The following is a 22,068-nucleotide window of genomic DNA, read 5'->3' as shown; positions in this document are numbered from 1 at the left end:
CTTCGCTGCCGCACCGCAGCGAAGGCGGCCTTCAACTCACCGCAGACCTGACTGCTAAGCGCTGGCCTGAGCTGTCATCTGCAACGCCTCATGATGATCCATCACCCGCTCCACCAACAACTGCACACCATCCGCCATTCGGCTGAGCGCCAAGGCCACCGAACGGCGCGAACCTTCCACATCGTCCGCCAGATCGGCGGCAATGGCGCTGATGGACAGCAGGTCTTCGGAGGCGTTGGCCAGAAGGGCTTCGGTGTTGATATCGGGAGAGACGGTGAAGAGCTGAAATTTTCGGTGCTTGGCCGGTTTTTCGTCAGCCGGGGGGAAGAAGTGCGCGAGGAGGCGGTCGGCGGCTTCCTTGAGTTTTTCGCCTTCGAGGGAAGCTTCGGAACCGGTGTCGGTTTCCGGGGGATTGGGAGTAGCTTTGAACATAGTGAAGCTCTATTTAATGAGTTTCAGCTGCTCCATTCGGTTCCAGCCAAAGGGGTGGCAGCTGTACGCAGGCTGGAACCCGGGCAAACGGACAAAACCCGGCAGACACAAAGGTCTCCCGCGCACAGCCGCCATAACGGAGTGCACACATTAAAGGTGCGCAAGCATACGTTATGAAAGGCGCTTTTGCCTCGTTAACACCTCGGGATTCCAGGCCCGGTCGCTGAGGTTGGCAACGACACACAAACGATAAACATCAACGCAAAATCGCACCAGTCAGCAGATTCCGGCATTTCTGTAGGCAGCGACGCCAGGCTACGTAGCCTCTCTCCGTACCTGCGGATATATGTTTAAACACAAAACCCATCACCAGGCGAAAGTTGAAGATTCCCAAAAAGGGACCTATCGTTCCCTTTTTGGGACTCTTTGGTTGCCATTGTGAAAAATCTTTCCCTCAGCGAAGCCTTGTTCACAACCACTCAGCAAAAAGTACTGGGCTTATTATTCGGCAAGCCGGACCGGAGTTTTTACGCCAACGAGATCGCCCGCTGGGCGCAAATCGGTAAAGGCAGCCTCATGCGTGAGTTGGACCGATTGCAGCGGGCAGGCGTGTTGACCCTGATTCGTCAGGGTAACCAGACTCACTACCAAGCCAATCCCGACTGCCCGATCTATGCCGAACTGTTGGGCATCGCCCGCAAAACCTTTGGTATTGCCGAGCCCCTGCGCCAAGCGCTGCAACCCTTTGCCGAACAGATCACCTGGGCATTTGTGTACGGTTCCATCGCCAAGGATCAGGCAAACGCATCCAGTGACATAGATCTCATGCTGATTGGCGAAGGCCTGCACTACAGTGAAGTGATGGAGCGGCTCATGCCTCTGGAGGAGCAACTGGGCCGAGTCCTGAGCCCGACGCTCTACACCCCCGATGACTGGGCCGCAAAACTGACGGCTGAAAACAATTTTGTCGTGCGGGTTGCGCAGCAGAACAAGATCAATCTGATGGGGGAAAACCCTTTGGAGTCCAAGGATGGGCAGCAACGAGAATCTGGAAAACCTGTTACGTAGCGGTGGACTGAAAGCCGAGCCGCCGGATCGCAAGGAATGCGAAGGTTTGATGCGTTCGGCTGTGGATCGATTGAAAGACGCGCAGACATCATCGCTGTCTTTCGCAAGTCGTTTCGATCTGGCTTACAACGCTGCCCACGCCCTTGCACTGACGGCTCTTCGTTTGTGTGGCTACCGGTCAGACAAGCGATATCTGGTGTTCCAGTGTCTCGTTCATACGGCTGATATTGGCAAAGTACAGGTCAGGCTGTTCGCGCTGTGCCACGAGCGACGAAACCTGGCGGAGTACGAAGGGTATATGGATGAAGATCCGGCGTTGCTGGCGCAGCTATTGGAAAGCACCGCGCAGCTTCTGATTCGCGTACAGCAGCAGGTGACTGGATTGTAAAGGCTGGCGTTCGTCCTGATCTCGAAACATGTGGAGTCTGTACTGGCCCTTCGCGGGCAAGTCGAATCGTCGCACCGCCGCTCCCACAGGTTTTTGTGTCTGGCCAAAAAATTGAATCGCTGCACGGACATTGTGGGAGCGGCGGTGCGACGATTCGACTTGCCCGCGATGACGGCAGTACCGGCTACAGAGATCTCCTGTCGATCATTACTCTGACCGTAACGATCCGTCTCCCTGCTTGATTGATGCCCCCACCCAACACTCCTAATGTGACTCCCACGACAGCGAACCCGTGGAGTGGTCATGACAACAACAATATCCCCCGACTCGCGATGGACGCGGCGGCGCAGCGAAAAGCAGCGGCGTCTCGAGCTGGTGCGGGGTCTCGCCGACGGTGTGGTGTTGCCCACCGACAAAATCGTGGCGGCGCTGGAGGCCTTGATCCTGCCAGGCGACCGTGTGGTGCTGGAAGGCAATAACCAGAAGCAGGCGGATTTCCTGTCGCGCTCCCTGGCCAAGGCTGACCCGGCCAAGCTGCATGACCTGCACATGATCATGCCCAGTGTCGGTCGCGCCGAGCACCTGGACCTGTTCGAACGCGGCATCGCCCGCAAGCTCGACTTCTCCTTTGCCGGCACCCAGAGCCTGCGCATCAGCCAGTTGCTCGAAGACGGCCTGCTGGAAATCGGTGCGATCCACACCTACATCGAGCTCTATGCGCGGCTGGTGGTGGACCTGATCCCCAACGTCGTGCTCTCGGCCGGTTTCATGGCCGACCGTGCCGGCAATATCTACACCGGCCCGAGCACCGAAGACACCCCGGCGCTGATCGAACCCGCGGCCTTCAGCGACGGCATTGTCATCGTCCAGGTCAATCAGTTGGTGGACGATGTCAGTGAACTGCCGCGGGTCGACATCCCGGCATCCTGGGTCGACTTCGTGGTGGTGGCCGACAAGCCGTTCTACATCGAACCCTTGTTCACCCGCGACCCGCGGCACATCAAGCCCGTTCACGTGTTGATGGCGATGATGGCGATCCGCGGGATCTACGAAAAGCACAACGTCCAGTCCCTCAACCACGGCATCGGTTTCAACACCGCCGCCATCGAACTGATCCTGCCGACCTATGGTGAGTCCCTCGGCCTGAAGGGCAAGATCTGCCGCAACTGGACCCTCAATCCCCACCCGACCCTGATCCCCGCGATTGAAAGCGGCTGGGTCGAAAGCGTGCATTGCTTTGGCACCGAACTGGGCATGGAAAACTACATCGCCGCCAGGCCCGACGTGTTCTTTACCGGACGCGATGGCTCCCTGCGTTCCAACCGCATGTTCTGCCAGCTGGCCGGGCAATACGCGGTGGACCTGTTCATCGGCGCGACCCTGCAAGTCGACGGCGACGGGCATTCCTCCACCGTGACCCGCGGCCGCCTGGCCGGATTCGGCGGTGCGCCAAACATGGGCCACGATCCGCGCGGTCGTCGCCACGGCACGCCGGCCTGGCTCGACATGCGCCACGACGACGCGCCCGAGGCGTTGCTCGAACGCGGCAAAAAGCTGGTGGTGCAAATGGTCGAGACCTTCCAGGAGGGTGGCAAACCGACCTTCGTCGAAACCCTCGACGCCGTCGAGGTGGCGAAGAAGAGCGGCATGCCGCTGGCGCCGATCATGATTTACGGCGACGACGTCACGCACCTGCTGACCGAGGAAGGCATCGCCTATCTGTACAAGGCTCGGTCCCTTGAAGAACGCCAGGCGATGATCGCCGCCGTCGCCGGGGTGACTGTGATTGGCCTGCGACACAACCCGAAAGACACCGCGCGCATGCGCCGCGAAGGCCTGATCGCCTTGCCCGAAGACCTCGGCATCCGCCGCACCGACGCCACCCGCGAATTGCTCGCCGCCAAAAGCGTCGCCGATCTGGTCGAGTGGTCCGGTGGCCTGTACAACCCGCCCGCCAAATTCAGGAGCTGGTAATGCACGCATTCAACCTGCAACCCAAACCGCTGTCACTGGCCGAACGCCTGGCGGACATGGCGGTGGACGCGCTGATCGACGAAGCCGACCTGTCGCCGAAACCGGCGCTGGTCGACCGTCGCGGCAATGGCGCTCATACCGATTTGCACCTGGGACTGATGCACGCTTCGGCACTGTCGCTGTGGCCGGCGTTCAAGGAAATGGCGCAAGCGGCCAGCGAGTTTGGCGAGGTCGGTTTGCCGCTGCGTGAAGCCATTGGGCTGATCGGTCGGGAAGGGGAGCAAGCGATGCTCGCCACCACCCACGGCGTGAATACTCATCGCGGGGCGATCTGGGCCTTGGGCTTGTTGGTCACTGCCGCCGCGCTGGAACCCGAATCCACGGCCCCAGGCGCGATTGCTTTGCGCGCTGCACGCCTGGCGTTACTCGACGACCGTTACGCGCCGCATCCGCTCAGCCACGGCGCGCAAGTCGCCCAACGTTACGGCGCGCGCGGTGCTCGTGAGGAAGCTCAGTTGGGTTTCCCGGCGGTGATTCAACGGGCGTTGCCGCAACTCAAACACAGCCGTGCGGCCGGCCATGGCGAGCAGAACGCCCGGCTCGATGCCTTGCTGGCGATCATGAGCAGCCTGGCCGACACCTGCGTGCTCTACCGCGCAGGCGAAACGGGCCTGCAGACCATGCAGCTCGGCGCCCAAGCGGTGCTCGAGGCGGGTGGCAGCGCCAGCCTCGCAGGGCGCCGCCGCTTGCATCGACTGGACGAACAATTAATCGCGTTGAATGCCTCGCCCGGCGGCGCTGCCGACTTGCTCGCAGCCTGTCTGTTCCTCGACCGTATCGAGTCTGGCGACAGCATCATCCAGGGAGTTTTCTGATGGAAACCTTATCTTTTGAATTCCCCGCCGGGCAGCCGCCACGCGGTCGCACGCTGGTGGGCTGTGTCGGCTCGGGCGATCTGGAAGTGCTGATCGAACCGGGTCAGGCCGGCACGCTGACGATCAAGGTGCAGACCTCGGTCAATGGCGCCGAACAGCGCTGGCAGCATCTGTTCGCGCGGATGTTCGACGGCCAGAACCCACCGGCGATGGCGATCGATATCCACGATTTCGGCGCGACCCCTGGCGTGGTGCGCCTGCGGCTGGAACAAGGCTTCGAGGAGATTGGTCATGACTGACAGCGCAGCCCTCCTTAATAAGCACAGCTTCGTCGAACTCGGTGCCCGGCAACGGGCGAAAGCTTTACTCGATGCCGGCACCTTCCGCGAACTGCTCGACCCGTTTCAGCGCGTCATGTCGCCATGGCTGTCGCGCCAGGGCGTGGTGCCGCAAGCCGATGACGGCGTGGTGATCGCCAAGGGCAGCATCGCCGGTCTGCCGGTGGTGATCGCGGCCATCGAAGGCGCATTCCAGGGCGGCAGCCTCGGTGAAGTCGGCGGAGCGAAGATTGCCGGCGCACTGGAATTGGCCGCCGAAGACAATCGCAACGGCATTCCCACCCGCGCCGTGTTGCTCCTGGAGACCGGCGGCGTGCGCTTGCAGGAAGCCAACCTCGGGTTGGCGGCGATTGCCGATATACATGCCGCGATTGTCGATCTGCGCCAGTACCAACCGGTGGTCGGCGTTGTAGCCGGCAGTGTCGGTTGCTTCGGCGGGATGTCGATTGCCGCCGGGTTGTGCAGCTATTTGCTGGTGACCCAGGAAGCACGTCTCGGCCTGAACGGTCCGCAGGTGATCGAACAGGAAGCCGGGCTTGAGGAATACGACTCCCGTGACCGGCCCTTCATCTGGAGCCTGACCGGTGGCGAGCAGCGTTTTGCCAGTGGCTTGGCCGATGCTTTTGTCGCCGACGATGTGGCGCAGATTCAGCAGCACGTCAGCCAGTTGCTGCAAAAGGGCCTGCCTGAGCAACAACGCAGCCGTCTGGCCGAGCTGTTCCTGCAACGGCTGGCCCGCCTGGATGCCGAGCCGCAAATCGAGCCGGCGACGGTTCGCGATCTGTATCAAGGAGAGCGCTCATGAGTTCGTATTCCCTGAGAGGCTTGCACTGGTTCAATGCCTTGAGTGCAGGCGCGAAACCGGTGGCGGGTTTGCCAGCTTCGTTGAAGGTGGCCGACGGTGCGTTGGGTGACCAGCCCGTTCGTTTTATCGCGGTGGTGGCCGACCCCGACAACCGCTTCGTCCGCGCCCGTAATGGCGAGGTTGGTCTGCTGGAAGGTTGGGGCCTGGCCAAGGCTGTGGATGAAGTCATCGCTGCCGATCGGGCTCAACCGCAAAAACGCGCCTTGATCGCCATCGTCGATGTACCCAGCCAGGCTTACGGTCGACGGGAAGAAGCGCTGGGCATTCATCTGGCCTTGGCCGCCGCGGCGGACAGTTATGCCCGGGCACGCCTGGCCGGTCACGCGGTGATCGGTTTGCTGGTGGGCAAGGCCATGTCCGGGGCGTTTCTGGCTCACGGTTATCAGGCCAATCGGCTGATCGCCCTGCGGGATCCGGGGGTGATGGTGCATGCAATGGGCAAGGCGTCGGCGGCGCGGGTGACCTTGCGCAGTGTCGAAGAACTCGAAGCCCTGGCCGCCAGCGTGCCGCCGATGGCGTATGACATCGACAGCTATGCCAGCCTGGGCTTGTTGTGGGAGACCTTGTCGGTGGAGCAGATCGAGCAGCCGACCGCGGCCGACCTGACGCGAGTAATGGAATGCCTCAAGCAGGCGATTGGCGATGTCGCTGCCACCGGTTGCGACCTCAGCGGCCGCCTGGGCGCGAGCAACCGCGCGGCGTCGAGCAAGGTTCGCCAACTGTTGAGGGCGCAGTGGTGAGTACGTTTCTGGCCCACGACCTGCTCTGGGGGATGACCCCGGAGCAGCTGCCTGCGGATGCGCCTTCGTGGGTGATCGAGTCGGTCAGCGCGGGTCAGCCGGTGGTGGTTCGGCGTGCGTTGAGCGAGGCCAATCAAATCGCGGTCGGCGTGCGCGGGCGGTTGCGCGAGCAGCGGTATGCAACGTCGATGGCGATCGAGGCGATCCAGCGTCGGGTGCAGCCGGAAGCGCTTTGTCATGTCGCGATCGACCGGGATTTGCCGGCGGTGCGTGCCCTCGATCAACTGCGTCCGCTGCTCGATGGCTGTGGCTGGGTGTGGGGCGTCAGTGGCAGCGCCGGGTTCGAGCTGGCGAGCGGCTTTGCGGCATTGCACGAGCGCAGCGACCTCGACCTGATCCTGCGCACACCGCAACCGTTGAGCCGTGCTCGAGCGCAGGAGCTGGTGAATATTCTCGACACCGCTGCGTGTCGGGTGGACATGCAGTTGCAGACGCCCTTGGGCGCTGTCGCGCTGCGCGAATGGGCCCGCCCGGCACGTCGGGTCTTGCTGAAAAATGCGCGCCAGGCCTGCCTGGTGATTGATCCCTGGCATTCCCGGGAGCAAGCAGCGTGAGCAGTCTGCTTGTGTTCCCGGGCCAGGGCGCGCAGCAGCCGGGCATGCTTCATCGTTTGCCTCGGGAAACGGTGAGCGAAGCCAGTGATGTCCTCGGGGAAGACGTTTTGCTTCTGGATACTGCACAAGCGTTGACGTCGACACGAGCGGTTCAGCTTTGCCTGCTGGTCGCCGGAGTGGCTGCATCACGACAGTTGGGGGTGCCGACGGATTACGTCGCCGGCTTGTCCATCGGTGCCTATCCTGCGGCGGTGGTCGCTGGTGCGTTGGGTTTCAGCGATGCGCTGCATCTGGTCAGCCTGCGCGGTGAGCTGATGCAGCAGGCTTACCCACAAGGTTATGGCATGACCGCGATCATCGGTCTGGAGCTGGCGACGGTGGAGGGCTTGCTGGCGCAGGTTCACAGCGTCGACACGCCGGTATACCTGGCCAACATCAACGCCGATAACCAAGTGGTCATCGCCGGCAGCGACTACGCCATGAACGCGGTGGCCGGGCTGGCTAAAGGTTGCGGTGCAGGACTGGCCAAACGTCTGGCCGTGAGCGTGCCGTCACATTGTCCACTGTTGGATGCGCCGGCAAAAACCCTGGCTGAAGCCTTCGCCAACGTGCCGTTGAAAACACCAGCGCTTGGCTATCTGAGCGGCAGCCGCGCGCGGCCGGTGACCAACATCGAGGCGTTGCGCGACGACCTGGCTTTCAACATGTGCCGCGTGGTGGATTGGCGCGGCACGGTGCAAAGCGCCTACGAGCGCGGCGTACGGCTACAGATCGAACTGCCGCCCGGTGCGGTGCTGACCGGGCTGGCGCGCCGGGTGTTCGAGCAGGGCACGGTGATTGCCTTCGACGGTGCACGGCTGGACACCTTGCAGGCGCTGTTGCGTGAGGAGGGTCGCCGCCAACCCTAGATCACGACTCAGGCCTTCGAACAACAAAAACAACATTCGACGATGCATTTTGAGGACGACAAGAATGATTATTTACGGTGTGGCGCTGTTGGCGATCTGTACGCTGGCAGGGGTGATCATGGGTGACATGCTCGGCGTATTGCTGGGGGTGAAGTCCAACGTCGGCGGCGTCGGGATCGCGATGATCCTGCTGATCTGCGCGCGGTTGTGGATGCACAAGCGCGGCGGCATGACCAAGGATTGCGAGCTGGGCGTCGGCTTCTGGGGCGCGATGTACATTCCGGTGGTGGTCGCGATGGCGGCGCAACAGAACGTCGTCACCGCGCTGCACGGCGGTCCGGTGGCGGTACTCGCGGCGATTGGTTCGGTGGTGATTTGCGGTGGCACCATTGCACTGATCAGTCGGACTCATAAAGGCGAACCCTTGCCCGATGAACCGGTGGAAATAACCCCCGCCGGCACACCCGTAGGAGGTCGCTGATATGTGGGATCTCATCGAGAAAGGCCTGGAGCATAACGGTCTGGTCACGGCGTTCGCGTTCGTTGGCGTAATCATGTGGGTGTCGGTGATTTTGTCCAAGCGCCTGACGTTCGGACGCATCCATGGTTCGGCGATTGCCATCGTGATCGGGCTGGTGCTGGCCTGGGTCGGCGGCACCATGACGGGCGGGCAAAAAGGCTTGGCGGATTTGACCCTGTTTTCCGGCATCGGTTTGATGGGCGGCGCCATGCTGCGGGACTTTGCGATCGTGGCCACGGCCTTTGAAGTGCAGGCCACCGAAGCGAAAAAAGCCGGGTTGATCGGCGTCATTGCCCTGCTGCTCGGCACGATTCTGCCGTTCATTGTCGGGGCGAGCATTGCCTGGGCGTTCGGCTATCGCGATGCGGTCAGCATGACCACCATTGGTGCGGGCGCAGTGACCTACATCGTCGGACCGGTGACCGGCGCGGCGATTGGTGCCAGCTCGGATGTGATGGCGCTGTCGATTGCCACCGGGTTGATCAAGGCGATTCTGGTGATGGTCGGCACACCGATGGCAGCGCGCTGGATGGGCCTGGATAACCCGCGTTCGGCGATGGTGTTCGGCGGCCTGGCGGGTACCGTCAGTGGCGTGACGGCCGGGCTGGCGGCGACGGATCGGCGGTTGGTGCCTTATGGCGCGTTGACCGCGACCTTCCATACCGGGCTTGGGTGTCTGCTTGGGCCTTCGTTGTTGTACTTCATTGTTCGCGGGATTGTTGGTTAAACCGCGGGATCTACGCTGATTGTAATGACGCCATCGCGAGCAAGCTCGCTCCCACAGGTTTTGAGGTGAACATAGATTGTGTGTACACCCAAGATCCCTGTAGGAGCGAGCGGTGCGGCGATCCGACTTGCCCGCGAAGGCCGCAACTCGATCTCAGGCCTGGCGATTGGCATACATCCGACACTCCGCCAACAACGCCAGCAGATTCGGATCCCGCTCCTTGGCCTTCAGAAACACCACCCCGATGTGCTGCTGCAACCGATACTTTGCCTGCAACGGAATCAGCTTCACCCGGTTCTCGTACACCGCCGCGATCCGCCCCGGCAACAACGCATAACCCACCCCCGAACTGACCATGCTCAGCAAGGTAAAGATGTCATTGACCTGCATCGCCACCTTGGGCTCGAACCCCGCCTGCTGGAACACCCGTTTGCCGTCCTGATGCGTGGCGAAGCCCTGGGTCAGGGTAATGAACGTCTCGTCGCGCACTTCGGCCAGATCCACTTCGGTTCGTTGGGCGAACTTCGAGTCGGCCGGGGTGGCAAGGAAAATATCATCGGAAAATAACGGGATCTGCTCGCAATCCGGATCGTTGATGCTCTCGTCCAGGGACACCAGGATAGCGTCGACCTCCATGTTCTTGAGTTTGTACAACAGGTCGAAGTTCGAGCCGAGGATCAGGTCGATGTTGAGCTCGCTGCGGCGGATCTTCAGGCCCATGATCAGCTGCGGCACCGTTTTCACCGTCAGCGAATACAGCGAGCCGAGCTTGAAGCGTTCTGCGGAAAAACCGGCCGCTTCACGGGTCAGGCGAACGCTTTCGAGCACGTCCTGAATCAGTTTCTGCGCCCGTTCTTCCAGCACATAAGCGCTTTCCAGCGGCGTCAGGTTGCGGCCTTCGTGCTTGAACAGCGGGCAGCGCAGGGCGCTTTCCAGGGAGTGGATCGCCCGGTGCACGCTGACGTTGCTGGTCTGCAATTCGGCCGCGGCCCGGGCCAGGTTGCCGGTGCGCATGAAGGCCAGGAACACCTCGAGTTTTTTCAGGGTCAACTCTTCGTCGATCAGCATGTGGCGTGACTCTTGTTCGAATGGTTCGATTGTGCCCAATTCCCCAGGGGCACGCAGGCCTTTGTAGGCGCTGCGGTGCGGCGATCCGACTTGCCAGAGAAGGCGTCCTGAAGAACACCACAAATCTCAAGGACCTTTCGCCAGCAAGCCGGCTCCTACAGGGTTGATTGCATGCTGAAACATTGCGCTTTTACCCTTGAGGGCTGAGCCTTGTGCAATGTTGTAACGAACTTCGAGGTGAGCAACACATGTATCACGGGGAAAGATTGAACGCCTGGACGCATTTGGTCGGCGCGGTAGCGGCGTGCGTCGGGGTGGTGTGGATGCTGGTGATCGCCGGGATGGACGGCAGTCCGTGGAAAATCGTCAGCGTGGCGATCTACGGATTCACCTTGCTGGTGCTCTACAGCGCGTCGACCGTTTACCACAGCGTGCGCGGGCGCAAGAAAGAGATCATGCAGAAGGTCGATCACTTTTCGATCTACTTGCTGATCGCCGGCAGCTACACGCCGTTCTGCCTGGTGACATTGCGCGGGCCCTGGGGTTGGACTTTGTTCGGCATTGTCTGGGGGCTGGCTCTGATCGGCATCCTGCAAGAGATCAAGCCGCGTTCGGAAGCGCGGGTCCTGTCGATCGTGATTTACGCGGTGATGGGCTGGATCGTGCTGGTGGCGGTCAAGCCCCTGCTCGCGGCGCTGGGCAGCACCGGGTTTGCCTGGCTGGCGTCGGGCGGGGTGTTGTATACCGTGGGGATTGTCTTTTTTGCCCTGGATCACCGGCTGCGGCATGCGCACGGGATCTGGCATCTGTTTGTGATTGCCGGGAGTCTGCTGCACTTTGTGGCGATTATGTTTTATGTCCTGTAGGAGCGAGGCTTGCCCGCGAAGGCCGCGCCGCGGTGATTCTGTAAAACCGCGGTGCGGCCTTCGCGGGCAAGCCTCGCTCCTACAGGTTATGTGGCGTCTTAAAAGTCACCCCAAAGCTGCTGGGCCACCGCCAATGCCACCACCGGCGCAGTCTCTGTGCGCAACACCCGAGGGCCGAGGCGGGCGGCATGAAACCCGGCAGACTGCGCCTGATCGACCTCGGCATCCGACAGCCCACCCTCCGGCCCGATCAGAAACGCCAGGGTCGCGGGCTTCGCATGATTCACCAGCGGCTCGGCCACCGGATGCAGCACCAGCTTCAATTCTGCTTGAGTCTGCTTCAACCAGTCCGCCAACAGCAGCGGCGGATGAATCACCGGCACCCGTGAACGCCCGCACTGCTCGCACGCGCTGATCGCTACCTGACGCCAGTGCATCAGGCGCTTGTCGGCGCGTTCGTCCTTGAGGCGGACTTCGCAGCGGTCGCTGAAGATCGGGGTGATTTCAGTCACGCCCAGTTCGGTGGCTTTCTGGATTGCCCAATCCATCCGCTCGCCACGGGACAGGCCCTGGCCGAGATGGATCTGCAGCGGCGACTCGACTTGCCCGGCGAAGCTTTCATCGATCTGCACCACGACGCGCTTCTTGCCGACGTCTACCAGTGTGGCGCGAAACTCGTGGCCCGAGCCATCGAACAATTGCAACGCATCGCCCTCGGCCATGCGCAGCACGCGGCTGATGTAATGGGCCTGGGCTTCGGGCAGTTCGTGCTCGCCGGTGCTCAGGGGGGCGTCGATAAAGAAGCGGGACAGTCTCATGCGGGTTCTCTGGAGAAAAGGTGTAATCGTCTGAAGGTCGTGCCGACCTTATCGCTGGCAAGCCAGCTCCTACATGGATTTGTGGCTACCGAAAATCTTGTGCACGACATCTAACCTGTAGGAGCTGGCTTGTCGGATCGCCGCACCGCAGCGAAGGCGGCAGTCCAGGCACCCACAAGCTCAAGTGAAATCAATCAACCCGGATCACGGAAGCCCGGATGAAAGTCCTTCGGCACCGAAACGCTGACGCTATCACGGGTCGCAATGTCGATGCCTTCACTGGCCACTTCCGCCAGAAAATCGATCTGCTCCGGGGTAATCACATACGGTGGCAGGAAATACACCACGCTGCCCAGCGGTCGAAGTAAAGCACCACGCTCCAGCGCGTGCTGGAACACCTTCAAACCGCGACGTTCCTGCCACGGATAGGCTTCCTTGGTGGCCTTGTCCTTGACCATCTCGATAGCCAGCACCATGCCGGTCTGACGCACTTCGGAAACGTTCGGGTGATCGGCCAGGTGCGCGGTGGCGGACGCCATGCGCTGCGCCAGGGCCTTATTGTTTTCGATGACGTTGTCTTCCTCGAAGATGTCCAGCGTCGCCAATGCCGCCGCGCACGCCAGCGGGTTGCCGGTGTAGCTGTGGGAATGCAGGAAGGCGCGCAGGGTCGGGTAGTCGTCGTAGAACGCGCTGTAGACATCTTCGGTGGTCACGCAGGCCGCCAGCGGCAGGTAACCGCCGGTCAGGGCCTTGGACAGGCACAGGAAGTCCGGGCGAATGCCGGCCTGTTCGCAGGCGAACATCGTCCCGGTGCGGCCGAAGCCGACGGCGATTTCGTCGTGGATCAGGTGCACGCCATAGCGATCGCAGGCTTCGCGGAGCAACTTGAGGTACACCGGGTGGTACATGCGCATGCCGCCGGCGCCCTGGATCAGCGGCTCGACGATCACCGCAGCCACGGTGTCGTGGTGCTCGGCCAGGGTCTGTTCCATAGCGGCGAACATAGTGCGTGAGTGTTCTTCCCAGCTCATGCCTTCGGGGCGCAGGTAGCAATCCGGGCTCGGCACCTTGATGGTGTCCAGCAGCAAGGCCTTGTAGGTTTCGGTGAACAGCGGCACATCGCCCACCGACATCGCCGCCATGGTTTCGCCGTGGTAGCTGTTGGTCAGGGTGACAAAGCGCTTCTTATCAGGCTGGCCGCGGTTGAGCCAGTAGTGAAAGCTCATTTTCAGCGCGACTTCGATGCAGGACGAGCCGTTGTCGGCGTAGAAGCACCGGGTCAGTCCCTCGGGCGTCATTTTTACCAGGCGCTCGGACAGCTCGATCACCGGCTGATGGCTGAAACCGGCGAGGATCACGTGTTCCAGTTGATCGACCTGATCCTTGATGCGCTGGTTGATCCGCGGGTTGGCATGGCCGAACACGTTGACCCACCAGGAACTGACGGCGTCCAGGTAGCGTTTTCCTTCGAAGTCTTCCAGCCACACGCCTTCACCGCGCTTGATCGGGATCAGCGGCAGCTGTTCGTGATCTTTCATCTGGGTGCAGGGATGCCACAACACGGCGAGATCGCGTTGCATCCACTGATTATTCAAGCCCATGTTCAGTCTCCTCGAGGCGGCTCGCGACAGGCGCGGGCAAACAATCGGGCAAGCCTATGCAATGCGCGTCACGGGGACAACCCATTGTGTGGTTTGAGCTACTTTGTATAGGACGGTATACGTCAGTGGCGGCGTTTTGATGGCTGACGTATTCTTCGCGGTTCTTTGGGTCGCCTGACTCGTAAAACCGCTATTTCCTCGTATATTTCCGGAGTTCTCTGAATGTCTGCTGGTTGGCTGCGCGCCTGTGCGCTGGTGATGATGGGGCTGTTCAGCGTGTCCGCGCTGGCCAAGGATAAAACGGCGATCGTGATCGGCGGCGGCCTGTCGGGCCTCACGGCTGCTTATGAACTGCAGAACAAAGGCTGGCAGGTCACTCTGCTCGAAGCCAAGTCGAGCCTGGGTGGCCGCTCCGGCATGGCCACCAGCGAGTGGATCGGCAACGACAAGACTCAGCCGGTACTGAACAAATATGTCTCGACCTTCAAGCTGGGCATCACGCCGGCTCCTGAGTTCGTGCGCACGCCGGGCTACCTGATCGACGGTGTGTATTACTCCGCGGCCGATCTGGCCACCAAGGACCCGACCACGGCCGAAGCGCTCAAGCGCTATGAGAAGACCCTGGACGATCTGGCGCGCTCGATCGAAGACCCGCAGAACCCCTCGGCAAACAGTACGCTGCATGCGCTGGATCAGATCAACGTTTCCAACTGGCTCGACCGGCTGACGTTGCCAGCGACCGCCCGCCAGCTGGTGAACCAGCAGATCCGTACCCGCTATGACGAACCTTCGCGCCTGTCGCTGCTGTACTTCGCACAGCAGAGCCGGGTGTACCGCGGCTTTTCCGACCGTGACCTGCGCGCCTCACGCCTGCTCGGCGGTAGTCCGGTATTGGCCCAGGCCTTTGTCAAACAACTGAAAACCATCAAGACCAGCGCCCCGGTCTCGGCCATTATCCAGGAGAAGGACGGCGTGACCGTCAAAGTCGGCAGCGTCGGTTATCAGGCCGACTACGTCGTCGTGGCCGTGCCGTTGCGCGCACTGAACAAGATCCAGATGACCCCGGCGCTGGATGCCCAGCACCTGGCCGCGATCAAAGGCACCAACTACGGCTGGCGCGACCAGATCCTGCTCAAGTTCAAGACGCCAGTGTGGGAAAGCAAAGCGCGCATGTCCGGCGAAATCTACAGCAACACCGGCCTGGGTATGTTGTGGGTCGAACCTGCGCTGAAGGGCGGCGCCAACGTGGTGATCAACCTGTCCGGCGACAACGCTCGCGTCATGCAGGCCTTCGGCGACAAGCAGATGGCCGATCAGGTATTGATCCGCCTGCACGCTTTTTATCCACAGGCGCGCGGTTCGTTCACCGGTTATGAAATCCGCCGCTACAGCACCGATCCGTCGATGGGCGGCGCTTACCTGGCTTTCGGTCCGGGGCAGATCAGCAAGTACTGGCGCCTGTGGGAACGTCCGATCCAGCGAGTAGCTTTCGCGGGCGAACACACGGACACCTTGTACCCGGGCACGCTGGAAGGTGCCTTGCGCACGGGGCAGCGAGCGGCCAGCCAGGTGGAAGACCTGGCGGCGGGCAAATCCTTCGAGCCTGCGAAGATTGTTCCGGCAGCGACCGCTGTGGCGGCTGGTGCAGTGGCGGCGAAGAAGGGCAACTTCTTCAGTAACCTGTTTGGCGGTTCGGATGACAAGCCAGCACCGGTCAAGGCGCCTGAGCCAGTAGCTCCGGTTGCTCCGACGCCGGCTCCAGCGCCAGCACCGACGCCTGCTGCTGCGGTTGAAGCTCCAAAACCAGCGGTACCTGTGAAGGCCGAACCGTCTAAAAAAACGCCGGCCAAGGCACCGGTGAAGAAACCTGCGGCGAAAACCGAGACTAAAAAGGCTCCGGCAAAGGCTCCGACGAAAAAGGCTGAATTGGCGAAGAAGCCAGCGACCAAACCCGCGGCGACCACTGAGACCAAGGCTCAGTAACGTTCAGGCGTAAAAAAAGCGCGGCTCAAGGGCCGCGCTTTTTTTTGCTCATTTATCAAGCATGTGACATCCGGCTTTGCCTGCGCGGCGCCCTGAAGTCGCGCAATCCACGATCCGGGTCCTACACGTCTCAGCGATATATCGGATGCTTCCCACAAGGGAATCAGATCGAAATGATAGATAGCGCCTGACCTTAAATTCTATGTTCTTCAAAACACTGGAGAGCATCATGAAAGCACTGGCGGCAATAATATTAATAACCGTATCTGGCTGTGTAGACGGTCGTCCAATGACAACAAATCATGGCACTGAACTAGCCCACAAATGCCAGATAGATCCGTACCACCATGATTGCTTGCAGCCCCCTTCAGTCTTCCATAATTAGAGTGCGGTGATGGCCAAGTCGGTCAGAAGGCTGTAACCGCTGCGACCATGGCGAAGGGGGCTTCCCGAACACCAGGTTTTTCCTCGACTACCGCTAACATCCGGCCACAAATTCGCCTTTAATCCTTCCTTAACTCACCTGTTTCATACTCTTCATCGTATTTCTCGATATTTCAAAGCGAAATTTTCCGCTTTAAATCGATAGATAACTCGATAGTCTTGATCGCAGTTCTCACAGGATTTGGGCAATGCAGCTACGTAATTCTTCTTCGCGCTACGGTTGGGTCAGCATCTTCATGCACTGGGGCGTGGCGCTGGCAGTCTTCGGTCTGTTCGCCCTGGGCTTGTGGATGGTCGGTCTCGACTACTACAGCAGCTGGCGCAAAGACGCGCCGGACCTGCACAAGAGCATTGGCCTGGTGCTGTTGGCCGTGATGCTGCTACGGGTGCTGTGGCGTTTTATCAGCCCACCGCCGCCGGCATTGCAAAGCTACAGCCGGATGACGCGCATCGGCGCCAGCTTCGGCCATGGGTTCCTCTACCTCAGTCTGTTCGCTGTGATGATTGCCGGTTACCTGATTTCCACCGCAGACGGTGTCGGGATTCCGGTGTTTGGCCTGTTTGAAGTTCCTGCGCTGGTGTCCGGACTGCCGGACCAGGCAGACACCGCCGGTGTGATTCATTTCTATCTGGCGTGGGTGCTGGTAATTTTTTCCGGCCTCCATGCGTTGGCAGCATTGAAGCACCACTTTATCGATCGTGATGCGACCCTGACACGAATGCTGGGTCGCAAAGCTTGAAGTTCAACCTCGACTCCAAAGGAATAGAAAGCATGTTGAAAAAGACGCTCGCCGCTCTGGCAATTGGTTCTGCTCTGCTGTCCGCAAACGTAATGGCTGCTGACTATGTCGTCGACAAGGAAGGCCAGCACGCCTTCGTTGACTTCAAGATCAGCCACCTGGGCTACAGCTACATCACCGGTACCTTCAAGGATATCGACGGCAAGTTCAGCTTCGACGCTGCCAAGCCGGAAGACAGCAAGATCGAGTTCAACGTGAACACCGCCAGCGTGTTCACCAACCATGCCGAGCGCGACAAGCACATCGCCAGCGGTGATTTCCTGAACGTGAGCAAATTCGGCAAAGCCACGTTTGTTTCCACCGGCGTCAAATCCACAGGTAAAAATGCCGCAGGTAAAGACACTGCTGACGTAAGCGGTAACCTGACATTGGCCGGTGTGACCAAGCCAATCGTGGTCAAGGCCACTTTCCTGGGTGAAGGCAAGGATCCATGGGGCGGCTACCGTGCCGGCTTTGAAGGCACCACCAGCATCAAGCGTTCGGACTTCGGCAAGCAGAAAGACCTGGGCCCAGCGTCCGATGCGGTCGAGTTGTACGTTACGTTTGAAGGTGTGAAAGCGAAGTAACTTTCGCCGCTATAACAAAAAACGCCCCCGATCTCACGGTCGGGGGCGTTTTTTATTGCCGAATGAAATCCGCACGGCCACGTAAATCCCCTGTAGGAGCGAGCTTGCTCGCGAAAAACCTGAGGGCGACGCGTTCATCCAAGTAGTACGCGTTATCGTTAACGTCCATCGCGGCGGTGCGGCGATCCGACAAGCCCGCTCCCACAGGGTTTTGGGTGGGTCCAAAAAAATGCCCCGGATTGTGAGATCCGGGGCATTTTTTATTGCAGCGCTAAATCAGCGATTGCGCGTCAGCAACGCTGGTTTCTCACCGCGCGGACGGCCTGGCAGTTGATCAAGTTGTTCAGGTGTCGGGAAACGATCGGTTTTCGACTCCTTGTGAATGATCTTCGGCGCTGGACCGCGAGGGTTTTGCACGGCCGGTTCCGAGAGCGGCTTGTCGTCGCTACGGGCCGGGCGGCGGTTGCGGGACTCTTCGCGACGGGCCTGGCCGTCACGTGGAGCACCATTGCGCGGGCCGCTGCGCTTGGCCGGCGGCGTGCCGGTGGTAGCACCGTCGCTGCTGCGCGGACCGCTCTGACGACCCTGTGGCTTGCCGCCGCGCGGAGCGCCTGCGCCTGCGCCAGCTGCCGCGCCTGGTGCCGGAGCACCCGGACGGCGACCGCGGCCTTGAGCCGGTTTGGCTTGAGGCACGTAGTCGACACGGTTACCGAAGTTATCGACATCGTCGTCCAGGAACTCGTCCGGAGCACGATCAGCGGCGGCGCGAGGGGCCGGACGCTGCTGTTCGCGAGCCGGAGTGCCTTCGCGTGGCTTCTGTTCACGGGCCGGACGCTCGCCACGGCCAGCGGCCGCAGGTTTTTCCTTGCCGCCCTTGTCCTTGCCTTTGTCTTTACGACCGCCGCCACCGCCAGTGCCGTTCGGACCGTCGCCGCGCGGGCCACGTGGGTTGCGCGGGTTACGCACATCCGGACGCTCGCGCACTTCAGGTTTCTCGGCTTCCACCGCGCTGGAATCGAAGCCCATCAGGTCGCCGTCGGCGATTTTCTGCCGGGTCATGCGCTCGATGCTTTTCAGCAGTTTTTCTTCGTCCGGGGCCACCAGCGAGATCGCCTCGCCCGAACGACCGGCACGGCCAGTACGGCCGATACGGTGCACATAGTCTTCGTCGACGTTTGGCAGTTCGAAGTTGACCACGTGGGGCAACTGGTCGATGTCCAGGCCGCGAGCGGCGATGTCGGTGGCGACCAGGATGCGCACTTCACCGGCCTTGAAGTCGGCCAGGGCTTTGGTGCGGGCGTTCTGGCTCTTGTTACCGTGGATGGCAACGGCGGTGAGACCGTGTTTGTCCAGGTATTCGGCCAGACGGTTGGCGCCGTGCTTGGTGCGAGTGAACACCAGCACCTGTTCCCAGGCGCCAGCGGTGATCAAGTGCGCCAGCAATGAACGCTTGTGATTGGCTGGCAGACGGAACACGCGCTGTTCGATACGCTCGACCGTGGTGTTCGGCGGCGTGACTTCGATGCGTTCCGGGTTGTGCAGCAGCTTGCCGGCGAGGTCGGTGATGTCTTTGGAGAAGGTCGCCGAGAACAGCAGGTTCTGACGTTTGCTCGGCAGACGGGCCAGGACCTTCTTCACGTCATGGACAAAGCCCATGTCGAGCATGCGGTCGGCTTCGTCCAGCACGAGAATTTCCACGTGGGACAGGTCGACGCTGCCTTGGCCGGCGAGGTCGAGCAGACGGCCGGGGCAAGCCACCAGCACGTCGACACCGCGGGACATGGCCTGAACCTGCGGGTTCATGCCGACGCCGCCGAAGATGCAGGCGCTGACGAACTTCAGGTCACGGGCATAGACCTTGAAGCTTTCATGCACTTGAGCCGCGAGTTCGCGGGTAGGGGTCAGGACCAGTACGCGCGGTTGACGCGGGCCGTGACGCTGGGACTTGTCCGGATGACCGTTGGGGAACAACCGTTCCAGGATCGGAAGGGCGAAGCCGCCGGTTTTACCCGTACCTGTCTGTGCCGCAACCATCAGGTCGCGACCTTGCAACACGGCGGGAATGGCCCGCTGTTGCACCGGAGTAGGCTCGGTATAGCCCGCTGCCTCGATGGCGCGGACTAAAGCCTCGGAGAGACCGAGGGAAGCAAAGGACATGAGTAATCCTGTTTTAGTTAGGGCTTGGCCCAATGGGAGTCTTGCCTGGCGCGAATGGCGTTTAAGGGGACGCAATCCCGTCCGGTCCTGCTGGGCCTCGAAGGCTCATCTGGAGCGCTCGCGCGGGCTGAAAGCTGCGCTGTAGCGGGATCGAGATGCCTTGAACGAGTCCGAGCGTCCGGGCGTGAGCCTGGCGGGAAGGCCGGAGTATAACAGAGCAATCACTGTGCGCCGCTTTCCTGCTGCTCAACGGTTTTCTGGTGCATGACCGCGGCCTTGACGGCCTCTGCCCCGGTCGCAGGGTCTGCACCGTAACGGGCGCTCAACTCAGCGTAGGCGGGCTCGCGCTTGAAGCGCTTGAGCTCGGCGCCGAAGCGCTGTACCAACAAGTCCATGCCCGCGTTGCGACGCACCGCCAGGAACTGGCTTTGCTGGCTGATAACGACCGGGTTTTCCGTGATCTTGTGGCGAATGTTCAACTCGTCGAGTAAATGCTGGCCGACGCGGCGGTCAGTGATCAGTAGATCGATCCGCCCGCGCACCAGTTTGCCGAAGTTGGCCTCATGACTCGGTGCCGGCTCCCGGGTGAATAGCGACGATTCGCGAAAATCCTCGCTGTACAGATAACCCGGCGAGGTGCCGATGGTCAGGCCGCGCAGTTCTTCCAGGGTCTGAAACGGATGGGGCCGCTCGTTGGCATAGAACATCACGAACTCGACTTCCGAGAGGGGTTCGCCGGGGTAGAGGAGGGTCGCTTCGCGTTCCTCGCTGTGGAAGATATCCAGTGCGCCGTCCGCCTGCCCCTGTTCGAGCATGGACAGGCAGCGTTTCCACGGCAGGAACTGCCAGTCGACTTCTATCCCCAGGCGTTTGAAGACAATTGCCGTGGTTTCGTAGTCCAGGCCCAGGGCTTTGCCGTTTTCTTCATACACGTAGGGCGCCCAGGGTTCTGTGACAATGCGCAGTTTCTCGCCCCGAGCTGCAAAGCTCAGGCAAGTAAAAAGCATGACTGTCAGCAACTGGGAGAAAAGGGGCATGGCCTGAGGTTAGTACTCTCAAGGCTTAATGAGAAGCTCTGGCATGCATGTTTAACGCTGACTTTCAGGGATATTGTGCGCAAGGCCTCTATTTGCGAGATGATTTGAGCAAATGACCCGGATGCGATCCTCGCTGCCCTGAAATAACACCCCCCCCTTGTAGGAGCGAGGCTTGCCCGCGAAGAACGATGACGCGGTTTAACAGACATACTGCGTCATCGTTCTTCGCGGGCAAGCCTCGCTCCTACAGGGGTCGGTGTATGACCGGTGATCCGTGTTGGCCGTTGAATGTAAAAGACCCTCAGAAGAGGGCCTTTGGGTGCGACGTGGTCACTGTCAGCGCGGTAGCTTCAAGTTGTTCCACACGGCCAGGCTCGCCTCGGCCTGGTTCAGGGTATAGAAATGCAGCCCTGGTGCGCCGCCCTGCAATAAACGCTCACACATTTCAGTGATGACCTGCTCGCCGAAGCGCTGAATGCTTGCGGTGTCGTCACCGTAGGCTTCCAGTTGCTTGCGGATCCAGCGCGGGATTTCCGCACCGCAGGCGTCGGAGAATCGTGCGAGCTTGCTGTAGTTGGTGATCGGCATGATGCCCGGCACGATCGGGATATCCACGCCCAGCGCTCGTACACGCTCGACAAAGTAGAAGTAGCTGTCGGCGTTGAAGAAATACTGGGTGATCGCACTGTCGGCGCCGGCGTTGGCCTTGCGCACGAAGTTGGCCAGATCGTCTTCGAAATTGCGCGCTTGCGGGTGCATTTCCGGGTAGGCGGCGACTTCGATGTGGAAATGATCGCCGGTTTCTTCACGGATGAATTCGACCAGGTCATTGGCGTGGCGCAGTTCACCGCTGGCCATGCCCATGCCCGACGGCAGGTCACCGCGCAGGGCAACGATACGGGTGATGCCGGCTGCCTTGTATTGCTTCAACAGGCCGCGCAGGTCGTCCTTGCTGTCGCCAACGCAGGACAGATGCGGTGCGGCAGGCACCTTTACTTCGCTTTCGAGTTGCAACACGGTGTTGAGCGTTCGATCACGGGTCGAACCGCCAGCGCCGTAGGTGCAGGAGAAAAAATCAGGGTTGTACGTGGCCAGCTGACGAGCAGTGGCGAGCAGCTTTTCATGCCCAGCATCGGTCTTCGTAGGGAAGAACTCGAAGCTGTAGCGACGGTCTTGGGACATGGTCATATCCTTGGAAACACATAAGCCTTGCAGGAGCCGTGCTCTCCGTAGGAGCGAAGCTTGCTCGCGAAGCAGGCACCGCGGTGTTTCAGACACA

Annotated in this window: 22 protein-coding genes; 15 read left to right on the top strand and 7 right to left on the bottom strand. The window is 60.9% G+C overall.

What is annotated here, in order from left to right:
- Positions 1-54 precede the first annotated feature (54 nt).
- The gene (locus PMA3_RS28385) at positions 55-432 is read right to left on the bottom strand and encodes a DUF6124 family protein (protein WP_064680241.1); all 378 of its coding nucleotides are present in this window, start codon (positions 430-432) and stop codon (positions 55-57) included.
- A 438-nt stretch (positions 433-870) separates the two neighbouring features.
- Between PMA3_RS28385 and PMA3_RS28380 the strand changes: the two genes are divergently transcribed.
- From PMA3_RS28380 to madM, 11 genes are all read left to right on the top strand, one after another.
- A complete protein-coding gene (locus PMA3_RS28380) occupies positions 871-1,500 on the top strand; it encodes a nucleotidyltransferase domain-containing protein (RefSeq protein WP_064680240.1) in 630 nt (209 codons plus the stop codon).
- Positions 1,463-1,888, top strand: coding sequence for a hypothetical protein (locus PMA3_RS28375; RefSeq protein ID WP_064680239.1), 426 nt, complete (start codon positions 1,463-1,465; stop codon positions 1,886-1,888). The genes PMA3_RS28380 and PMA3_RS28375 overlap by 38 nt, the downstream gene beginning before the upstream one ends.
- Positions 1,889-2,191: 303 nt before the next feature.
- Positions 2,192-3,862, top strand: coding sequence for a malonate decarboxylase subunit alpha (mdcA, locus tag PMA3_RS28370; protein WP_064680238.1), 1,671 nt, complete (start codon positions 2,192-2,194; stop codon positions 3,860-3,862).
- Complete coding sequence (locus tag PMA3_RS28365; RefSeq protein WP_064680237.1) at positions 3,862-4,737, top strand: triphosphoribosyl-dephospho-CoA synthase; 876 nt, start codon at positions 3,862-3,864, stop codon at positions 4,735-4,737. The genes mdcA and PMA3_RS28365 overlap by 1 nt, the downstream gene beginning before the upstream one ends.
- Positions 4,737-5,036 (top strand): malonate decarboxylase subunit delta, encoded by a 300-nt coding sequence (locus PMA3_RS28360; RefSeq protein WP_064680236.1) that lies wholly within the window; start codon positions 4,737-4,739, stop codon positions 5,034-5,036. The genes PMA3_RS28365 and PMA3_RS28360 overlap by 1 nt, the downstream gene beginning before the upstream one ends.
- Entirely contained in the window at positions 5,029-5,880 is an 852-nt protein-coding gene (locus tag PMA3_RS28355) for a biotin-independent malonate decarboxylase subunit beta (RefSeq protein ID WP_064680235.1), read from the top strand. Before PMA3_RS28360 ends, PMA3_RS28355 begins: the two co-directional genes overlap by 8 nt.
- Positions 5,877-6,680, top strand: coding sequence for a biotin-independent malonate decarboxylase subunit gamma (gene mdcE, locus PMA3_RS28350; protein WP_064680234.1), 804 nt, complete (start codon positions 5,877-5,879; stop codon positions 6,678-6,680). The genes PMA3_RS28355 and mdcE overlap by 4 nt, the downstream gene beginning before the upstream one ends.
- A complete protein-coding gene (locus tag PMA3_RS28345) occupies positions 6,674-7,294 on the top strand; it encodes a malonate decarboxylase holo-ACP synthase (protein WP_064680233.1) in 621 nt (206 codons plus the stop codon). The genes mdcE and PMA3_RS28345 overlap by 7 nt, the downstream gene beginning before the upstream one ends.
- On the top strand, positions 7,291-8,202 hold the full coding sequence (gene mdcH / locus PMA3_RS28340; RefSeq protein WP_064680232.1) for a malonate decarboxylase subunit epsilon: 912 nt from the start codon (positions 7,291-7,293) through the stop codon (positions 8,200-8,202). The genes PMA3_RS28345 and mdcH overlap by 4 nt, the downstream gene beginning before the upstream one ends.
- A 64-nt stretch (positions 8,203-8,266) precedes the next feature.
- A complete protein-coding gene (madL, locus tag PMA3_RS28335) occupies positions 8,267-8,683 on the top strand; it encodes a malonate transporter subunit MadL (protein WP_064680231.1) in 417 nt (138 codons plus the stop codon).
- 1 nt (position 8,684) lies between these two features.
- Positions 8,685-9,449 (top strand): malonate transporter subunit MadM, encoded by a 765-nt coding sequence (madM, locus tag PMA3_RS28330; protein ID WP_064680230.1) that lies wholly within the window; start codon positions 8,685-8,687, stop codon positions 9,447-9,449.
- Positions 9,450-9,602: 153 nt separating this feature from the next.
- Here madM and PMA3_RS28325 read toward each other — a convergent pair whose 3' ends face one another.
- Positions 9,603-10,517, bottom strand: coding sequence for a LysR family transcriptional regulator (locus PMA3_RS28325; RefSeq protein ID WP_064680229.1), 915 nt, complete (start codon positions 10,515-10,517; stop codon positions 9,603-9,605).
- 248 nt (positions 10,518-10,765) lie between these two features.
- Here PMA3_RS28325 and trhA point away from each other — a divergent pair, with 248 nt between their 5' ends.
- Positions 10,766-11,383, top strand: a complete 618-nt coding sequence (trhA, locus tag PMA3_RS28320; RefSeq protein WP_064680228.1) for a PAQR family membrane homeostasis protein TrhA — start codon at positions 10,766-10,768, stop codon at positions 11,381-11,383.
- A gap of 98 nt (positions 11,384-11,481) precedes the next feature.
- Here trhA and PMA3_RS28315 read toward each other — a convergent pair whose 3' ends face one another.
- Both PMA3_RS28315 and PMA3_RS28310 read right to left on the bottom strand, forming a co-directional pair.
- Positions 11,482-12,201 (bottom strand): 16S rRNA (uracil(1498)-N(3))-methyltransferase, encoded by a 720-nt coding sequence (locus PMA3_RS28315; protein WP_064680227.1) that lies wholly within the window; start codon positions 12,199-12,201, stop codon positions 11,482-11,484.
- A gap of 194 nt (positions 12,202-12,395) precedes the next feature.
- Positions 12,396-13,802 (bottom strand): adenosylmethionine--8-amino-7-oxononanoate transaminase, encoded by a 1,407-nt coding sequence (locus PMA3_RS28310; RefSeq protein WP_064680226.1) that lies wholly within the window; start codon positions 13,800-13,802, stop codon positions 12,396-12,398.
- 222 nt (positions 13,803-14,024) lie between these two features.
- Here PMA3_RS28310 and PMA3_RS28305 point away from each other — a divergent pair, with 222 nt between their 5' ends.
- The 3 genes from PMA3_RS28305 (at position 14,025) to PMA3_RS28295 (ending at position 17,595) form a co-directional block, all read left to right on the top strand.
- On the top strand, positions 14,025-15,785 hold the full coding sequence (locus PMA3_RS28305) for an FAD-dependent oxidoreductase (RefSeq protein ID WP_064680225.1): 1,761 nt from the start codon (positions 14,025-14,027) through the stop codon (positions 15,783-15,785).
- Positions 15,786-16,417: 632 nt separating this feature from the next.
- Positions 16,418-16,969, top strand: coding sequence for a cytochrome b (locus tag PMA3_RS28300; protein ID WP_064680224.1), 552 nt, complete (start codon positions 16,418-16,420; stop codon positions 16,967-16,969).
- Between the two features lie 32 nt (positions 16,970-17,001).
- Positions 17,002-17,595 carry a YceI family protein gene (locus PMA3_RS28295; protein ID WP_064680223.1) on the top strand — a complete coding sequence of 198 codons (594 nt, stop codon included), beginning with the start codon at positions 17,002-17,004 and terminating at the stop codon, positions 17,593-17,595.
- Positions 17,596-17,871: 276 nt separating this feature from the next.
- On the opposite strand, the gene PMA3_RS28290 is transcribed toward PMA3_RS28295, so the two are convergent.
- The 3 genes from PMA3_RS28290 to metF form a co-directional block, all read right to left on the bottom strand.
- A complete protein-coding gene (locus PMA3_RS28290) occupies positions 17,872-19,752 on the bottom strand; it encodes an RNA helicase RhlE2 (RefSeq protein ID WP_064680222.1) in 1,881 nt (626 codons plus the stop codon).
- A 221-nt stretch (positions 19,753-19,973) separates the two neighbouring features.
- Positions 19,974-20,789, bottom strand: coding sequence for a substrate-binding periplasmic protein (locus tag PMA3_RS28285; RefSeq protein WP_064680221.1), 816 nt, complete (start codon positions 20,787-20,789; stop codon positions 19,974-19,976).
- A 336-nt stretch (positions 20,790-21,125) separates the two neighbouring features.
- Entirely contained in the window at positions 21,126-21,971 is an 846-nt protein-coding gene (gene metF, locus PMA3_RS28280; protein ID WP_064680220.1) for a methylenetetrahydrofolate reductase [NAD(P)H], read from the bottom strand.
- Positions 21,972-22,068 lie beyond the last annotated feature (97 nt).

The organism is Pseudomonas silesiensis (assembly GCF_001661075.1).
Lineage (GTDB): Bacteria > Pseudomonadota > Gammaproteobacteria > Pseudomonadales > Pseudomonadaceae > Aquipseudomonas > Aquipseudomonas silesiensis.
The sequence above is the reverse complement of the archived record's forward strand: the minus strand, read 5'-3'. Positions and strand labels throughout refer to the sequence as shown.

What these genes read in the sequence shown, in the direction of transcription:
- PMA3_RS28300 (WP_064680224.1), top strand. Translation starts at nt 16,418, where the DNA reads ATGCAGCTACGTAATTCTTCTTCGCGCTACGGTTGGGTCAGCATCTTC.
- PMA3_RS28305 (WP_064680225.1), top strand. Translation starts at nt 14,025, where the DNA reads ATGTCTGCTGGTTGGCTGCGCGCCTGTGCGCTGGTGATGATGGGGCTG.
- trhA (WP_064680228.1), top strand. Translation starts at nt 10,766, where the DNA reads ATGTATCACGGGGAAAGATTGAACGCCTGGACGCATTTGGTCGGCGCG.
- PMA3_RS28310 (WP_064680226.1), bottom strand. Translation starts at nt 13,802, where the DNA reads ATGGGCTTGAATAATCAGTGGATGCAACGCGATCTCGCCGTGTTGTGG.
- PMA3_RS28365 (WP_064680237.1), top strand. Translation starts at nt 3,862, where the DNA reads ATGCACGCATTCAACCTGCAACCCAAACCGCTGTCACTGGCCGAACGC.
- PMA3_RS28360 (WP_064680236.1), top strand. Translation starts at nt 4,737, where the DNA reads ATGGAAACCTTATCTTTTGAATTCCCCGCCGGGCAGCCGCCACGCGGT.
- mdcA (WP_064680238.1), top strand. Translation starts at nt 2,192, where the DNA reads ATGACAACAACAATATCCCCCGACTCGCGATGGACGCGGCGGCGCAGC.
- madM (WP_064680230.1), top strand. Translation starts at nt 8,685, where the DNA reads ATGTGGGATCTCATCGAGAAAGGCCTGGAGCATAACGGTCTGGTCACG.
- PMA3_RS28285 (WP_064680221.1), bottom strand. Translation starts at nt 20,789, where the DNA reads ATGCCCCTTTTCTCCCAGTTGCTGACAGTCATGCTTTTTACTTGCCTG.
- madL (WP_064680231.1), top strand. Translation starts at nt 8,267, where the DNA reads ATGATTATTTACGGTGTGGCGCTGTTGGCGATCTGTACGCTGGCAGGG.
- PMA3_RS28375 (WP_064680239.1), top strand. Translation starts at nt 1,463, where the DNA reads ATGGGCAGCAACGAGAATCTGGAAAACCTGTTACGTAGCGGTGGACTG.
- mdcE (WP_064680234.1), top strand. Translation starts at nt 5,877, where the DNA reads ATGAGTTCGTATTCCCTGAGAGGCTTGCACTGGTTCAATGCCTTGAGT.
- PMA3_RS28315 (WP_064680227.1), bottom strand. Translation starts at nt 12,201, where the DNA reads ATGAGACTGTCCCGCTTCTTTATCGACGCCCCCCTGAGCACCGGCGAG.
- PMA3_RS28355 (WP_064680235.1), top strand. Translation starts at nt 5,029, where the DNA reads ATGACTGACAGCGCAGCCCTCCTTAATAAGCACAGCTTCGTCGAACTC.
- PMA3_RS28290 (WP_064680222.1), bottom strand. Translation starts at nt 19,752, where the DNA reads ATGTCCTTTGCTTCCCTCGGTCTCTCCGAGGCTTTAGTCCGCGCCATC.
- PMA3_RS28295 (WP_064680223.1), top strand. Translation starts at nt 17,002, where the DNA reads ATGTTGAAAAAGACGCTCGCCGCTCTGGCAATTGGTTCTGCTCTGCTG.
- metF (WP_064680220.1), bottom strand. Translation starts at nt 21,971, where the DNA reads ATGTCCCAAGACCGTCGCTACAGCTTCGAGTTCTTCCCTACGAAGACC.
- PMA3_RS28325 (WP_064680229.1), bottom strand. Translation starts at nt 10,517, where the DNA reads ATGCTGATCGACGAAGAGTTGACCCTGAAAAAACTCGAGGTGTTCCTG.
- PMA3_RS28385 (WP_064680241.1), bottom strand. Translation starts at nt 432, where the DNA reads ATGTTCAAAGCTACTCCCAATCCCCCGGAAACCGACACCGGTTCCGAA.